General features: G+C 42.8%; 12 protein-coding genes. 4 read left to right on the forward strand and 8 right to left on the reverse strand.

Going from position 1 to position 16,823, the window contains the following annotated elements; genetic code table 11:
- Positions 1–18: 18 nt before the first annotated feature.
- From HMAT_RS11530 to HMAT_RS11555, 6 genes are all read right to left on the reverse strand, one after another.
- Entirely contained in the window at positions 19–810 is a 792-nt protein-coding gene (locus HMAT_RS11530) for an SDR family NAD(P)-dependent oxidoreductase (RefSeq protein ID WP_104382835.1), read from the reverse strand.
- A 15-nt stretch (positions 811–825) separates the two neighbouring features.
- On the reverse strand, positions 826–1,992 hold the full coding sequence (locus HMAT_RS11535; RefSeq protein ID WP_104382836.1) for a mandelate racemase/muconate lactonizing enzyme family protein: 1,167 nt from the start codon (positions 1,990–1,992) through the stop codon (positions 826–828).
- 13 nt (positions 1,993–2,005) lie between these two features.
- Complete coding sequence (locus tag HMAT_RS11540; RefSeq protein ID WP_104382837.1) at positions 2,006–4,906, reverse strand: glycoside hydrolase family 2 TIM barrel-domain containing protein; 2,901 nt, start codon at positions 4,904–4,906, stop codon at positions 2,006–2,008.
- Positions 4,893–5,600 carry an RraA family protein gene (locus HMAT_RS11545; RefSeq protein ID WP_199768604.1) on the reverse strand — a complete coding sequence of 236 codons (708 nt, stop codon included), beginning with the start codon at positions 5,598–5,600 and terminating at the stop codon, positions 4,893–4,895. The genes HMAT_RS11540 and HMAT_RS11545 overlap by 14 nt, the downstream gene beginning before the upstream one ends.
- A gap of 213 nt (positions 5,601–5,813) precedes the next feature.
- On the reverse strand, positions 5,814–6,008 hold the full coding sequence (locus HMAT_RS11550; RefSeq protein WP_104382838.1) for a hypothetical protein: 195 nt from the start codon (positions 6,006–6,008) through the stop codon (positions 5,814–5,816).
- Positions 6,009–6,018: 10 nt separating this feature from the next.
- Positions 6,019–8,988: a glycoside hydrolase family 2 TIM barrel-domain containing protein gene (locus HMAT_RS11555; RefSeq protein ID WP_104382839.1), complete on the reverse strand. Its 2,970-nt coding sequence runs from the start codon at positions 8,986–8,988 to the stop codon at positions 6,019–6,021.
- Positions 8,989–9,206: 218 nt separating this feature from the next.
- On the opposite strand from HMAT_RS11555, the gene HMAT_RS11560 reads away from it, so the two are divergent.
- From HMAT_RS11560 to HMAT_RS27580, 4 genes are all read left to right on the forward strand, one after another.
- Positions 9,207–10,085, forward strand: a complete 879-nt coding sequence (locus HMAT_RS11560) for an AraC family transcriptional regulator (protein WP_104382840.1) — start codon at positions 9,207–9,209, stop codon at positions 10,083–10,085.
- Between the two features lie 399 nt (positions 10,086–10,484).
- Positions 10,485–13,601, forward strand: a complete 3,117-nt coding sequence (locus HMAT_RS11565) for a TonB-dependent receptor (protein WP_104382841.1) — start codon at positions 10,485–10,487, stop codon at positions 13,599–13,601.
- Between the two features lie 16 nt (positions 13,602–13,617).
- Entirely contained in the window at positions 13,618–15,180 is a 1,563-nt protein-coding gene (locus tag HMAT_RS11570) for a RagB/SusD family nutrient uptake outer membrane protein (RefSeq protein WP_104382842.1), read from the forward strand.
- A 282-nt stretch (positions 15,181–15,462) separates the two neighbouring features.
- Positions 15,463–15,594, forward strand: coding sequence for a hypothetical protein (locus HMAT_RS27580; protein ID WP_262508753.1), 132 nt, complete (start codon positions 15,463–15,465; stop codon positions 15,592–15,594).
- A gap of 12 nt (positions 15,595–15,606) precedes the next feature.
- On the opposite strand, the gene HMAT_RS11575 is transcribed toward HMAT_RS27580, so the two are convergent.
- Positions 15,607–16,434, reverse strand: coding sequence for a protein-glutamate O-methyltransferase CheR (locus HMAT_RS11575; protein WP_104382843.1), 828 nt, complete (start codon positions 16,432–16,434; stop codon positions 15,607–15,609).
- Complete coding sequence (locus HMAT_RS11580) at positions 16,431–16,805, reverse strand: response regulator (RefSeq protein ID WP_104382844.1); 375 nt, start codon at positions 16,803–16,805, stop codon at positions 16,431–16,433. The genes HMAT_RS11575 and HMAT_RS11580 overlap by 4 nt, the downstream gene beginning before the upstream one ends.
- Between the last annotated feature and the right edge of the window lie 18 nt (positions 16,806–16,823).

Genomic DNA, 16,823 nt, shown 5'->3' on the forward strand with positions numbered 1-16,823 from the left:
GACCGATATCCCTGTCTTCTACTCCTCCTGCAATAACGCACTTCTGCCTCCATCAATCAGATAGGTGGCTCCACTTGCAAATGAAGCATATCCGCTGGAAAGAAATACACACCAGCCGCCGATCTCTTCGGCTGTACCTAGGCGTTTCACAGGATGACTATCGATGGTTTTCTGACGTTCCTGATGAGCGTCCGGAAATGTATCAAACCACTTTTGATTTCCTGGTGTATCTATAAACCCCGGAGCGAGCCCCACGGTTCTTACTGTCGGTGCCCATTCAATAGCCATGGCACGTACCAAGGATAATAAAGCGCCTTTAGTAACATTATAGGGAAAACATCCCCGAATGGACGCATAAGCATGATTAGAAGCCATGATGATGATAACTCCTGGCGAAGCTTGTACAAGGAGCGGCTTAAGGTTTTTGGCCAACAGCCAATGTGAACTGAGATTCAACGTACTGTTACTGTTCCAGTCCGCCACCGTACAGTCGTCCAAGCCCTTGAACACATTTCGTCCTGCATTGGATATCAATATATCCAGGCGGCCATGTTCCTGTTCCAGAAGCGTGGCCAATTTCGTAATCGCTGCTTCCTGCGAAACATCAGCCTCATAATAGAACGTCCGCTGTTGATAGGGCTCCATTTCTAAAAAAAATGAAGCCACCATTTTATCGCTAAGCGGTAATTCGGCACAAGCTATTACCGTTGCTCCAGCCTGTGCAAATTGCATGCTCACCCCCAGTCCAATTCCTGAAATTCCACCTGTTACAAGAACAACTTTACCTGTCAGATCGATTGTAAATGCCATTTTACTTAAAAAAATTTATACATAAAAACCTGGTCTCGGTTCCAATATCCCCGGATGTTTAAGCATTTCCTCCTCGATCAGATCCACTCCCAGTCCGGGTCTATCACTCAGCACCAGATGACCATTCTTCACCATATCCTGAATGGGATGATCAATGACTTCATCACGCCAGGAAACATCGTTGAACATAAATTCCTGCCTAAAAAAGTTCGGTACTGACGCACACACATGGGCACTTGCCAAAGTTGAAAGCGGTCCATTCGGATTATGCGGTGCCAGCAGTACATTGTAAGCTTCCATCATTGTTGCCATTCGTTTCATCTCAGAGGGGCCACCACAGCGGGTAATATCAGGCATCATAATGTCGCAGATATTCTTTTCCAGTACCGGTCGGATCCCATGCCTGGTATAATGCCTTTCTCCCACACAAATCGATACATTGGAAGGTATGCGTTCGCGCATTGCACGCAAGTTGTCTGCATTTTCCGGTCCTGCAGGCTCTTCGTACCAGGTAATATTCAGTTCAGAAAGGCGCTGTGCCATCTGCACGGCTACACGATAGTTCAACATCGCATGCGTTTCGATCATGATATCAAAATCGGCGCCCACGCCGTCGCGTACTGCTTTGCTCACTTCAAAAGCTAAATCTTGTTGTTCGGCTGTCAGGGTAAGGTTGGCAGCCAGATCCTCACCATACAGATAGTTTGTATGAGCAAATGGATCAAATTTTAACCCCGTGAAGCCGGCCCTCTTCACAGCGCTCGCCTGTTGGGCATAGTCTTCCGGATTGTGGCCACCACCAGTGAACCAATAATTCGCGTACAGCAGGATTTCTTTCCGGAAAGCTCCACCCAACAATTCATAGCAGGGTACGCCAAGCACCTTGGCTTTCAAATCCAGAAGCGCCATATCAATACCCGATATCGCACACATGCTGGCACCATAGGGGCCTATCCAGTTCAGGTCTCGATAAAGCTTGGTCCAGATAAAATCTGTTTTCATGGGATCCAGACCAATAATCCGTTGGCCCACATGTTTGGCAGCCTCAAACACAATAGGACTGCCGGGCCAGTTGGTAGCCTCGCCAACACCGGTATGACCTGTATCCGTATAAATCTTTAACAAAGTCCAATTGTATTTTACTCCTTCGACCAACCAGACTTTAACATCTATAATCTTCATTGTTATTCGATTTTTAATTTATTTTTAAAACAATTTGTCCACTTAACTTATCCCCTTTTTTTATTTTTTTACGGCCATAACTATGTGGCGATCCATAAAAAGGTTCTGATCCATTGTTTGAATAATCAGCTACCAGCCATTGGATATGCTGATCTTGCTTCCATGCTCTGGAATGTTGTTGCCCGTTGGAAAGAACAGTTACTTTAGCATCAGGACCACTTAGGCTTGCCCAGTGAATATTTCCCTTGGTCGATCTAAAATCATTTGACCCTAAGCTGTTGGCATCATCTTTCCAATCCCTGGCCTGCGGTTTCCCCTGCTCCTCCACATCATATAGTGTTACAGCATTCATTGATGCTTCACCTTCATTACGCCCGATATGGTTTTCGGGATAGGTTGAAAATGCACCTTTGCGCGACCAGGCTAATTTATCGTACGATAAGGGCAATTCCATCATTAAACCGGATTGATAAAGATCCATTTCTTGTCCCCGTTGATAACACATGTCATATTCCACACGCAAAAGACCATTCTTAAGGAATATAAATTTCTGTTTTCCTATTCCATTTTGATAAGTAAGGTCCATATTTACTGAAATACTATCACCACTATCCGTCGCCTGCACTGCGCCTGCAAATAAGGTGTATTGCTCATATTGTTTCAGTGGTGCGATATTATTCTGATAAGTTTCTCCTGCGACGTTTGGTTTACCTCCATCCTCCGTATTGGCTTCGATCAGTGCAACCGCCGGCCCTTTGGTCAAAATAAGTTTACCGTTTTTCCGCACAGCCACCAATTTACCATAGGTTCGGCTAAATGTATAATTCAGATTTCCTTGTTTTACATAAATATACGCCGAATCTTGTTTCAGTTGTAAATCTGTCGCTAAAAACTCTTCCTGATTTTTTCGCTCCGCCAGAAACAGTTCATTTTCGATCTCATAGTCCTGCTTGTCCCTGACGATAATCTGCAATGAACTATACTCCGTTGGGACTGGCAGGACTACATGGCCGTGTTTACGGGGTCCGATAGCACCTTTGAACGGAAATTGTTTACCATCGACTATAGCCACGAGTTTGAGCTGATCAAGTGAAAGAAAGTCATACCTATTTTCAATATTGACGACAAGCTTCCCATCTTTTAAGACCGGTTTACCTATTTTGATTGGCGAATAGGCCTTTTTCATACCAAAATACTCCGGCTTAGGTCTGCGCCATCCATCGATAGGCCCCCAAGGTCCATAACCGACAATACGACCGTCAGGGAGGTGAAAAGTATCGTCTATACCACTCCAGATTGCTCCCCCTAGGTTACCGGCGTGTCTGTAGATCGAGTCAACAAATGTCACCAGCGGCGCGTTGTAAGCATCCCTTATGCCGGGGTCGGTCAATAATTCACGTCTATTATACGTCGAAAGGTGGGCATACTCTCCAAATAATGTTGGTCTTTTCATGGTATCAGTAGCCGAAGGTCCGTTAATCCCCGGATAATGGTAGTTGGCAATATCAGCCTTACTACCACCGTTATTGAAGCCGCCCCAAGTTTGATCATGAAAACTTGTGGGACGTGTTGGATCCAATGCTTTCACACGTTGGTTGATCTCTGCCCACAACGGGCTCCAATGGGATTCATTGCCTAACGACCAGAATAATATGGACGGATGCTTACGGTTGGTTAGTACGTTATCGATGTTTGCGCTAAGCATAATGGGTAAAAAACGGGTATCCTTATAATCCCATTTACGCCAGATCGGGGATGCATGGTGCTGAATCCAGCTCAAGGCAGCTTCACTTTCGACATACATCCCCAATTCATCCGCAGCATTCAAAAATTCCTCGGATGGAGGGTAGTGTGAGGTACGAATATAGTTGACATTCGCCTGTTTGAACAGAACAACATCCTGTCGATCTATTTCCGGGTCCGAAGCCCTACCATTTAGCGGATGTACAGCATGCCTGTTCACGCCCCTCAATTTCACGGGTTTTCCGTTGACCAGTAACTGATTGTTGACGATTTCAATTTCACGAAATCCTACCTTTTGTTTATTCGTCTGAACGACTTTGCCCTCGACAATCAAGTCCGTTTCCATGACATAGAGGTAAGGGGTTTCCGCTGACCATTGCATTGGTTTTTTAACGTTCAATTGGCTTTCGATCACACGCGTACTTCCTACCTCAAGCTGCACCTGTCCAGAAGACTTTTGCAGCACTAATTTTCCACGCTGATCTTTGAGCGAATAGCGCAGCTGAATTTGTTGCTTTTTAGCTGAGCCATTCTCCACCTGTCCTTTGAGCTTAAGCTGTGCGTTCACATAATTTGCATCAAAATCCGTTTCCGCAATCGCACCCGAAATATGCACCTTAGGTACTGTAAACAAAGTAGTTTTACGTAAAATTCCACCAACAGTATGAACCGCATATTGCGATACACAGGAAAGGATATCACTAATGGTATTCGCCTGTATTTCTACAGTCAGCTTATTCTTTCCTTTTTTTACTTTTCCTGTCAGATCAACTTGAAAAGCAACAAAACCACCTTCATGTTCACCGACCACCTGATCGTTTATCTTAACCCGTGCATGTGAGCTGACGCCGTCAAAGCGGATATAGACCGGATTATCCACCCATTCCTCAGGCATATCAAATGTACGTTCATAAATCGCCGTTTCCCCTGTCGCTACATGCTGCCCTTGCATCTCCCACTCTCCCGGTACCCGAATAGCTACCGGCCCAGAATCAGCAACACTGAAATTCCATTGACCATTCAACAAGAGACTGCTGGTTTTGCTGTTTATTAATTGATCCGGTATTGGAGTCAGCAACTGCTGCTGTGCGGACACATGCCGCAAAGTAGAACAAGCCAGCAATAACGCCAGCCACCGGCCTTTGGATAATTTCAACTTACATAATTCCATATTTTTCAAATGCTTCTTTGGCTCCCATACCTTCCATAACTTTATTTAATACCACCTTTTCCGCTCTGGCTTTTTCAAAAGCCAGAGCAAAAACCTCCTGTTCGTGTTTACGTGGTACCACACAGACACCATCAATGTCACCGATCAGAATATCCCCATCCTCGATTAGTACATTCCCAAAATGGATAGGCACACGCCAGTCAATGACCTTTCCGCGTGGTGCTTGGTCCTGCGCATAACAACCCATGGAAAAACAAGGAAACTCCAAAGCCAGAATACCCGTTGTATCCCTTGAATAACCATTGACAACTGCACCATGTGCGCCCAGTTTTTTTGCTCTTGCACTCATAATTTCCCCCCAAAGAGCATAATCTGGCGAAGAACCGCTACAAATATAAATTTCACCTGGGCGTAGATCATCCAGCGCTTCAAGCATAAATCCAAATGGTTTCCCTAAGACAGGGTTTTTCGATTGATACTCGGCATTTCCACAGACATCAGCTTCCAACACGGTCATTGCACGACCTACCAAAAATAAATCTGATGTTAAAGGTCGTATATTTGGTGGTAAAAATTGATGGTATAACCCCATTTTGTCCATGACATCCCCGATGACAGCTGTAAAAAGTTCTTTACGGATAAGCGCAAAAAGCGCTTCATCGTTCTCCCATTCCACCAGATTGTTTTCTTTCATTTTTTCTATATAATAATTAAGTAATGTTACTACAAAAAGACATATAGGCCACCACTACCCCAAAGATGAATAAACTCAGCAACTTGAAACCTGTGGAGGTTACAAAAAACGATTTATTAACGATCATTGTTTGGCTACGATAAGTACTATTGTCCAGAAAACTGACTAAAACCATCGTCGCTATGGTGCATATAAAAACCACTAATATGCGATTCATAAATGGGCTTTGACCCAACCAAAAATTCTTGAATAGCAAGGAATAAGCAAACGTGGAGATAGCTCCGGTGTTATAAATCCCGTAAATTCCTGGATAAATTGAAAGCCTTGATCCAGATGCAGTAATAAGGGCGCCAAAAAGGCACCGATCACTAACAGGAGATAGATTAATTTATCGATCCAAGCCAGCATAACAATAGGTTTAGAATTTCAACATAATTGATCCTTGGCAAGGAGATGCTTCCAACGTTTTACAATAGTTACCCCAGGCGATTTCAGGATAATCCCATTTATTGTTGATATACAGTACCAGCTGTCCATTCTCCAGCCGATCCATACGACAGGCGTTATTGCCTTCTTTGGAGACAACATGCAATAGTTCTTTACTGCCTGTCCCCAACGAATAGAAGTAGATATTTTCTTTCATCCCCTTCGCCTGTTGCGTTAAGGGATGCTGGCTACGTGCCCCTTGATCTGCCCAATAGTAATAATTGTGCGTATCCATGTACCAAGGTTGTCTGGGCTCCTGACCGTACTGCACCTGATCCACCGAAGACAAGCTCGCAGTCCCTTCATTACCTGCAAAAGATTCTTCCGGATAATCATTCCAGTAACCATTTCTACTCCATTTGATACGATCAGGTCTATTACTGATGTAGTATTTAAGTCCGATTTCCCGGAGGAAGCCATTGGGTTCACCTATTGTGTGATACATTGTTCTCATCTCCCCCTTTCCATCAATTACGAGATCAAATTGAATGGATAAGCTTCCATTTTTCCCAAGCACTGAAACCAGAGCAAGATTATCCTTTTTACGCACAACCAAGCTGCTTAATTCCCAATTTTTATCTTCAAGCAAGTATTTACTTGCGCTTTTACGTACCTCGGCACCAGTCAAATGATTCAAATTAATATCCATATTCAAGAAAGGCCCTTTTTGGATCACCACTTTGCCATCGATCACTGCATTTTCGATCAGTCCTGTAGTTTTCGAAATTGGGAAGGTAAAATTCTTTCCCTGAATCAGGTAACGATCAGTCTCCTCCATCAGCTGGATATTGCCATTTTGGCTCGCCTCAGGCAGATTAACATCATGCTGTCCTAAATAATAGCGGTAACTATCCAGCAGCATACCGTTGCGGTCTACAAAACGCAAGACTAGTTCCTTACCGTTTTGCCACGCAAGGCCCGGAATTTGAAAATATCCTTTTTGATGCGGCTTAATATCGGGCATTTCCATCGCATAGGTCTTTCCGGCATAGGTATATTGTAGTTTTATTTCCTGCAGCGAACTGTGGTCAAAGCGATTGTAAACAGGAATTATCAAAGGCTGAAATGGATTAAAATCAATTAAGACCTTACCTTTCACTGTGATCTGTACAGGAGACTGCGCTTTTTTGGTAGACCAAAATTCAGGCTTCTTACGGCGCCACACGTCGACAATCCCCCATTCACCGTAACCCACTGCCGCTCCCTGAAAATCTTCGGGTTTAGCTGTATGGGAAAATTCCTTCCAAAAAGCAGTACCTTTTTTCAGCTTCCGCGGAATCATAAAAACCTCATCTACATAACCCCAGATCGCTCCACCGAGACCACCTTGTGTCGGAAACAAACCGCCCCACATCATATCCATTGAAATTCCCCAAAATTCCCGGATATTTGGATCATCCTGTAATGTTTTATAGGTATAACAGGCTGGATGCGCCCATTCATCGAATAAAGCCGGAATGCCATGCCCCTGAAAATTGCGCGTCTTTTTGCCAAATTGTGTTAGGTTGCCATACACATCCTGATAGTGCATACTCAGTATTTCATAAATCTTTGGTTCGGTGGTCTGCGATCCGGGATAACTCCAGATAATCGGTCTTGTGGGATCCGCCTGTTTAACGTAATCATGACTTTTCTTAAAATTATCGCCGTAGATAGATTCATTGCCAATAGACCAGAACAGCACTGCCGGATGGCTTTTAAAGGTACTCACCATCTCCCTTGACTGACTGAGGTATTGATCCGTTTTTTTGGGATCATTCTGCGAGGCACCCGGAGCATAATTTTTCTGTCTATAGGTATCCACAAAACAGATAGCCGTCTCTACTTCCACATAAATACCATATTTATCACAGTATTCAACAAACCGTTCGGTGGGTGGATAATGGGAAGTACGAATAAAATTGATATTCGCCTCTTTAAACAACTGCACATCCAGGCTATCATAATAGGCGGAGGCACTACGTCCCAGGATCGGGTTCATATCATGTCGGTTGGCTCCGCGTAGCTTCACAGGTTTTCCATTCACCATGAGCTGATCCTTGATTACCTTGACTTCGCGGAAACCCAATGATTTCCGAAAAGCATAGGTCAGCTTGCCACCTTCCTTTACTTCCACTTCCAATTGGTAAAGATTCGGGTGCTCGGCATCCCATTTTTCAGATTTACGCACCATAAACACATGGCTATTGTTACCAGCCCGTATAACCTTTTCACTATCATCCAAGGAAACAACCTTGCCTCTTGGGTCAGTCAATTTATAAGTAATCTTTGCCCCTTTATTTACAAAACCAATAAAATCCAATTTCAACTCCGCATCAGTGTAAGACGCATCAAAGTGTGTTTCGAGGTTAAAATCTGTCAATGCATGGCTCGCTGTTGCAAATAAAGTCACATCGCGGAGGATGCCCCCCACGGGATGATGCGCATAACCCGATGCATAAGAAATATCATCCAGCTGGTCCTGCACTTCAAGCTCAATTTCATTTTCTTTGCCAAAACTAACGTAAGGTGTAATATCAACTTCCCACCGTGTAAATCCACCATAATGGCTTGTCACGGCTTTTCCGTTGATATTGAGTTTGGCAAAACTATATACGCCATCAAAACGGACAACCGTCTTTCTTCCCTTATAAGAATGAGGTATCAAAAATTTACGCCGATAAAAAAATGATTTGTCGTGCTGGATACCATAACCCTGCATAACAGCTTCCCCAGGTACCTGAATACGCTCCCAATTAGATTCACGGTCAAATCTAAATTCCCATTTCCCATTCAACGACTGAATAGGCTCTTTAACCCCAGTCAGGCTGTACGGTAATTGATAAGCTGCCTGCTGTGCAATACCCAAACTTCCCATCAGGATCCAGAGTACCAACAAAACAAGTTTTTTACTTTTTTTCATGTCATAATAGGTTGTAATTCCACACCATTCAAACGCGCCATACGGATGTTACGTTCTTTTTGTAAAGATACTGGCCATTAAAAAGCAATACTAAAACTGATTATACAAAAACTAAAACTATTTACACCCAATTAAAAACAACTTTCATATTAATAAGTGAATATTGTTTGAAATACCGACAAATCGTTTATTTTTGTAGTCAACCAATGTATCTAGCTATGAACAAATTATCGAAACCTCAATTTATCGAACTTACTCCTCCCAGCGAAAAGACAATCCATGTCAAATTGGTCGATCAGGACTTTTTGAGCAATCCACTTCATTTTCATGAGTTATGTGAACTGGTCTTAATTTTAGAAAGTTTCGGTAAGCGTATAGTTGGCAACAACGTCGCTACATTTACGGAGGGTGACTTGGTTCTTATGGGTCCTAATATCCCCCATATCTGGCGTAATGATGATCTATTTCTAAAACCCGAAAATGAACTGCGTGCACGGGCCATTGTGGTCTATTTTCCAGCAGATTTTTTACTTCGTCTGACAGACGAACACCAGACGATTCAGGCAATGCAACATTTTATCCGCAAAGCACAGCGTGGGCTCCGATTTTATGGCGGAACATTGGATAAAGCCCATGCCTCTATGGAAAATCTCAGGGATAAAGACGGATTTCCCAAAATTATAGAGTTCCTCAAACTCATTCAATTGCTACAAGAAACGGAGGAATTTGAAAGTTTGGCTTCGGAGGGTTATCGACCGACTTTTAGTGAGCAGGAGACCCAGCGCATCAATAAGGTTTACCTTTATGTTATGAGCAATTTTAAAGAAGATGTCAATCTACAAGTTGCCAGTGACATGCTCCATATGACGCCAAATGCTTTCTGCCGTTTTTTCAAACGCCATACGCAGAAACCTTTTTCCCGTTTTGTCAATGAAATGCGCATTGGCCATGCCTGCAAATTACTCATGGACCGCACACTCAGTATCTCAGAGATCTGCTACGAGTGTGGCTATCAAAATCTGACCAACTTCAATAAGTTTTTCAAATCCATTATGAACAAGACACCTCGGGAGTTTCGAAAAGAAATGGATTTATAGTGTTCCAATTCACCCCCTTTAAGCCGCTACCATTTTAGGTGGTTTTTCATTTTTAGGCCTGTTCCCAATAGCCCTATATCCTTTTGTAATCATCACTGGTCATCCAGCTTCAAAACATCATTTTTTCAGCCCGTATTCTGGTCAATCCCCAATCGAAATACGGGTAGAATAATTCCAATAACAGATAGAATAGTGTTGGTAATCCATTTTCTGCCACACTAATTTTACACTACAAATAATGAGCACGATCAGTCCCAAAAGACAGAAGGCTATTGACCAATGAATAGAAGCATCACCTATAGATATTAAAAAATTACATCACATTAATATTCAAACAAATAAGTGATTCTTCTTAGCTATAAAATTTACAGAACTTTTTTATAAACTAAATTTTAATACATGAAAAGAAAGCTAAACGTTGACTTTCTGGGTGGGATGACGGCATTTTTACTTTTGTTAGGAAATGTATCCTTTACGAAAGCAAGTGCGCTCCATTACGCCTTGACAAATGCTACGCTAAATTTGCAGGACAAAACCATCTCTGGCGTAGTAGTGGATCCGGATGGCAAGCCTATCGCTGGGGTAAATATCAGTGTAAAAGGAACATCCACAGTTACCACAACTGATACTGACGGTAAATTTACAATTATCGCCGCAGAAAATCGAGTCCTACTTGCCAGTTTCATAGGTTACCTATCAAAGGAAATTCAACTAACAAAAAATTCCTCCAATTTGACGATAAGCTTAGCAGCAGATGTCCACAAGCTTGAGGAAACTGTTGTTGTTGGATTTGGAACACAAAAGAAAGCGACACTTACAGGTTCTGTCAGTGTAATGAAAGGCGATGCTGTCTCAAATAGGCCCATTACAAATGCAAGTCAGGCGCTCTCTGGCCAAGTACCCGGAGTATGGGTCAATCAGCAATCGGGCCAGCCAGGTCGCGATGGTGCCAGCATCCGAGTGCGGGGGATCGGCACAATAGGGACAAGTGATGCACTTGTCATCATTGACGGAATTGTAGGCTCCCTCGGTTCATTAAACGCTAATGACATTGAATCCATATCCGTTTTAAAAGATGCTTCAGCGGCAATCTACGGTTCAAGAGCAGCAAACGGTGTCATTCTGGTTCAAACCAAACGAGGAGCAAAAGGAAAAGTGAAAATAGACTTTTCCACCTCGTATGGTAAGCAGACAGCAACAAAATTACCGGAAATGATCACCAATTCCGTGGATTACATGAATCTGTACAACCAAGCCCTCGTCAACCAAGGAGCCCCCAAGTTTTTTAGTGAGGCTACAATAAACGAATATCAGAATGGCCAAGATCCAATTATCTATCCCAATACAGATTGGCTCGACGTTATTATGCGCAATGCTATGATACAGACCAATCAGCTTGGTATTTCTGGTGGTGAGGGGAATACACAATTTAATGTCTCACTGGGTTATATTAATCAAGATGGTATTGTTCAAAATGGAAACGCTAAATTATACAATTTACGGACTAACATTGATACGAAGGTGAATGAACGCTTAGCTATCGGTTTGCGTTCTGGGGTTCGGTACCAAAACCGAAAAGAGTCCTTTAATGGTTCAGGAAACTTATTTACAGAGCTGTATCGTACATTGCCTTATTACGGAACCTACACATCTACAGGCGAATATGCGTCCACTTGGGTAAACTCCATCAATGCCCAATTTAGAAATCCTTTGGCGATGGTCAACGAAGGAAAAAACAACAGTGCCTATGGCAATATTAATACCAACATATTCTTAAATTATAATCTTCTTGAAGGACTTAAATTCAATGTGACAGCCGGGATAAACTATTCGACCAATGACAATCAGTTATTTGTTCCCAAAACCTTAGTTTACAATCCAAAAACCAATACGGCTACTTCGACAATGAATGCATCAGGTCCCAATGCCAGCAATAGTTGGGACAAAACACTTTACAAAACTTTGTTTAGTAGCTTGACTTACAACAAGGCTATTGCCAGAGACCATGACTTTACTTTAGCAGGGATCTATAGTCAGGAGGAAGAGGAGTATCGTACCCTTTCCGGTTCGATTATGGGATTTGTCAACAATTCCCTATCGGAACTCAATGCTGGTCTGACCACTCCCCTCACAAATGGGACAACTTACGGATGGGCCCTTCGTTCTTACATCGGTCGGTTAAACTACGCCTTCCGGGAGAAGTATCTATTCGAGGGCATAGCCCGTTATGATGGCTCTTCTCGTTTTTCACCAAAAAATAGATGGGGATTCTTCCCCTCACTTTCCGTCGGCTGGCGTGTGACACAGGAGCATTTCATGAAAGGTCAGACAATTTTCGACGAGTTAAAGATACGTGGTTCATGGGGTAAGTCCGGAAATGACCGTATGGGATTTAATGACCAACGTGACCTTTATGCCTATATACCGACACTGGCCTTTGCCCGCTTCTATCCGATCAACGATAATATTGCGACCGGTATTGCGCAAATGTCGATTGTGGATGAAAATATTAAGTGGGAAGTTGGGACAAAACGAAATATTGGATTTGACGCGACAATCCTCAAGCGCAAACTCAATGTCACTTTTGATTATTTCACGGATAAACGTGAGGGAATTTTACGCCAAATACAACTCCCGGATTTTATTGGTATTCGAAACGCTCCTTTCCGCAATCTTGCGACTGTTAGCAATAAAGGCTGGGAATTATCTGCAAATTACCAGCACAAAATTGGCGCATTGGATATTAATGCGGGTTTCAACCTGACTCATGTAAAAAATAAAATAGACTATATCCCTGATCCTCAAAAAGGGCGTAACGCCCTGCTTCAAGGCGACCCCATCAACGCCTTTTATATGTGGAAATCACTGGGTATATTCCAGTCTCAAAAAGAAGTTGATGAAAGCGCCAAACAGCATGCAGTTCCCACCCAGCCTGGAGATATCAAGTTTGAAGATTTCAGTGGCCCCGATGGAAAACCCGACGGTATCATTGATGCCTATGATCGGCAAATTGTGGGTAAACCTATCCCAACCTGGACCTATGGAGCCAATATCAATTTAGCTTACAAAGGAGTAGATCTACGCGTTAATCTACAAGGTGTTTCTGATGTCGAATCCTATGTTGGAAGTGAATTATTTTTTCCTTTCTTAAATGGGGCCGGTGTAGCCAAAAGATGGGAATCTGGAAATACATGGACCCCGGAAAATCCAAATGCTAAACTCCCCAGATTGGTACAATACAGCGCTTCAAATAGCCAAAACTATGCTGATAACAGCTTTTGGCTTCAAGATGCCTCATTTTTACGCATTAAAAATATTCAGATAGGCTATTCCCTCCCTGTCGATGTAATTGCTAAACTTAAGCTTGCAGGTCTACGCGTCTATATTGACGCACAGAATGCATTTACATTTACCAAGTTTGAGGGGCTGGATCCGGAGCGCGATCTCGCAAATTCTTCCCCAGCTCAATATCCAAATGTCCGGATCATCAGCGCGGGTTTAAACTTAAAATTTTAATATAAAAAAGGATCTCATGATTAAAACAAAATATATCACGATTGGATTAGCAGCGCTATCCTCGCTTGCTATCTCCTGTAAAAAGGACTTTTTAAATAAGCTTCCGCAAGACTCGGTCTCACCCGAAGTCTTTTGGAAAACAGAAGAAGATGCCAAGGCCGCCAATATTGGCTGTTATTCAGCACTTTGGGATGTCACGACCGAAGTACTTCCCTATCTGGATGTATTGACACCAAATGCTTATAGCAATTACCCATGGGAAGGATGGAAGAATATTTCACTAAGCGCGCAGACGCCTACAAGTCTGGGTGGTATGGGCGGTGTTTATACCGGTGCTTATGGTGGCATATCCGCAACGAACAATTTCTTGGCGAACATCGATAAAATTCAGATGAACGAGGAGCGAAAAGCCGTGATGAAAGGAGAAGCATATTTTTTAAGAGCATATTACTACTCCCTACTCGTTAACTACTGGGGTGGCGTAATTATGGTATTGGACTCGCCTAACATTGATCAGATCAACGCAAAGAAAAGCAGCAAAGAAGAAGTGTATGCACAAATCGAAAAAGATCTGACCACAGCTGCTGGACTCCTTCCCCTAGAACCTGCAGAAAAAGGAAGGGTAACCAAAGGAGCAGCCTACGGCTTATTAACACGTGTCAGTCTTTACCAAAATAAATGGAACGACGCTGTAAAAGCAGCCTCCGAAGTGATGAAGTTAGGATACCAATTGTTTCCAAGTTATCGCGGACTTTTTTTAGAAGCGAATGAAAACAATAGCGAGGTGATCTTCGATGTCCAATTTTTACAGCCCAGGTTTCCGACAAACTGGGATATTTACTTAGGCATTTATGCGCCTACGAATGCCCCCGGCTGGAGTTCAATAGAGCCTACGCAAGATCTTGTCGACGAATATGAAATGAAAGACGGCAGTAAATACAGCGCCGGTAATCCCATTGTGGATCCCAAAGATCCAAATAATAACAGAGATCCGAGACTCGATCAGACAATATTCAGAAAGGGCGTATTATACAATTCTGTTCCTTATCCTGTTACTGAAGATGGCTGGCCCGGCGTTTACACAGGATATAGCTATAAGAAGTATACCATATATGACAACAACACGAGCCTTTCCAATGCGATTGGTGGAACCGGACTTTCTCAGATTAACGGTATTGTCATTCGTTATGCTGACGTCCTATTAATGTATGCCGAAGCATTGAATGAATTATCAGGACCCACTGCAGAAGTTTATGCTGCCATCAATCAGGTGCGCGCAAGGCCATCCGTGAAGATGCCTGTTTTACCATCCGGACTCAACAAAGAACAGATGCGTGAACGCATCCGCCACGAACGAAGGATCGAATTTGCAGGGGAAGGACTGTATTATTCGGATGTACGCCGCTGGAAAATCGCAGAGGAGGTACTCAACAGGTCCATCGTCTTAAATGGTGGACAAACCAAAGGAGCAACAGAAAACAGAATATTCCGAAAAGATAAAGACTATTTGATGCCTTTTCCACAGAAAGACATTGACAATGCACCAAATATGAAAGATCAGCAGAATCCGGGTTACTAATTCCGTAGTCAGAGTTCCGATGGAGCCGCATTGAATGAAATCAGCGGCCACATAAACTGATGTACAAACAACAAGGTGATCATCTAAAACGGAGGAGCACCTTGTTGTTCTTTTTACAGTGCATATACTCCCAGCCGCAGTAAGCAGCGTATTAAATACCTATCCACTTCGTATTTCACACAATATCCATCGAAAGTCTTTACGCTATTTTGCGTAAAAAAATACGTTTATGTAATTGAAAGAAGCTTTTGGGTACAGCCTTTGATCTATATGAACCGAATAATGAGAACTAAAAAAATTAATCATCAGATGGACAATATAGATCAAAAAGCAAAAAAAGCAGGATTGGAAAGAGGTTATTATTTATTGTTGATGGCCATTTTAGATCTTCCGGTTGGAGCGGAAAAAAAATAAAGCAATGATCCTCTACTTCATTTTGCGCCAGATTTTTTCACTTCCAACTTGACTATAGTTGGGTGCCAAAGCAGAAAAACGAAGCGTTTCTTTGCTGCCTAGGGCTAGATACCCGAGGGTATCTAGGCTTTCGTCAAATAGCGACAGTACCCTACTCTGCAATTGCGTATCAAAATAGATAAGTACATTCCGGCATAGGATCAATTGAAAGGCATTAAAAGAAGCATCGCTGACAAGATTATGGGAAGAAAAAAGGATACGGTCCCGCAATTTTGAATTAAGCTTTACCCAATTATAATTAGCCGTATAATAGGCTGAAAAATCTGCTTTCCCACCCGAAAGCAGATAATTTTCCTTATATAATTTTAAGTCGGCCATAGAGATAACACCTTTCTTCGCCTGCTCAAGCACCGTTGGATTGATATCTGTGGCATATATCAATGATTTATGTAAGAGTTTCGCTTCATGCAGCAAGATAGCCAAGGAATATGCCTCCTCTCCCGTTGCACAGCCAGCGATCCAAATTCGGATAAACGGCGAGGTTCCCAACTTAGGCAAGATCTCAGCCCGTAAATATGAAAAAAAATCAGGGTCACGAAACATCTCTGTCACATTGACGGTGATCTTTTCCACAAATCGCTGTAGGTAACTAGCGTCGCTGACAACGCGATACCGCAGCTCCGCAAAACTCGCAAAATTATCGAGCAGGCAAAGCTGATTGAGCCTACGTAGTAAAGATGCTTTGGTATAGTTGGTAAAATCATAACCATACAGTTGCAACACATCCTCCATCAATACCTTTACCTGTTCGTGGTTTACCACCTGTTTTCCACCGATCATCCAGCCAACTCTCCTAACATGTGTACTAACAGTTCAATATCAATCGGTTTGGAAATATACCCATTCGCGCCCGCCGCAAGACATTTTTCGCGATCGCCCGGCATCGCTTGTGCCGTCACTGCAATAATAGGGAGCCGCACCGAAGACCATGATTGCCGGATAAGCCGCGTGGCTTCATAACCATCTATTTCCGGCATCATCATATCCATAAGTACAACAGCAATGGTACTGTTACCCTGGAGCTGAGCGATTCCCTCTTCAGCAGATAAACAGCCCAGCGCTTGAAAGCCTCTTGATTTCAAGGCCAATTTTAAAGCAAATATATTGTTCTGATCATCATCAATGATCAATATGACCTTATTCTTATCCATTCTATTTTATTATATAAG

It is taken from the genome of Sphingobacterium sp. HMA12, assembly GCF_002933815.1.
Taxonomy (GTDB): Bacteria; Bacteroidota; Bacteroidia; order Sphingobacteriales; family Sphingobacteriaceae; genus Sphingobacterium.